The organism is Bacillus sp. IS1, assembly GCF_032461585.1.
Classification (GTDB): Bacteria; Bacillota; Bacilli; order Bacillales; family Bacillaceae; genus Bacillus; species Bacillus velezensis.
The window spans coordinates 1-255 of sequence record NZ_JAWCWR010000049.1; the positions used below are offsets into that span (position 1 = coordinate 1).

Sequence of the window (255 nt, forward strand, 5' to 3'; positions counted from 1 at the left end):
TTTTCACATTATGAGTATTTTCAATATCCTGTGCTATTCCGGCAAGCGCGGGTTCGTACTTGTTTTTCGAAAAGGAATTGATATAGTCTTTCCCTTTTTTAATCCCGGTTTTTATATTTTTTGCAGCCGCTTTTTCTCCGGCTTCCAAGACGTTATCCACTTTGGCGGCGCCTGTTTTGGCGAGCTTGCTTGATACTTTTACAGCTGAGCCGGAACCTTTGAGTCCGACAATGCTCCCGATGGCGTAGGTGATGT

1 pseudogene is annotated in these 255 nt (G+C 44.3%); it reads right to left on the bottom strand.

What is annotated here, in order from left to right:
- A pseudogene (locus tag RUW00_RS22915) lies at positions 1-255 on the bottom strand (hypothetical protein); the annotation flags it as partial.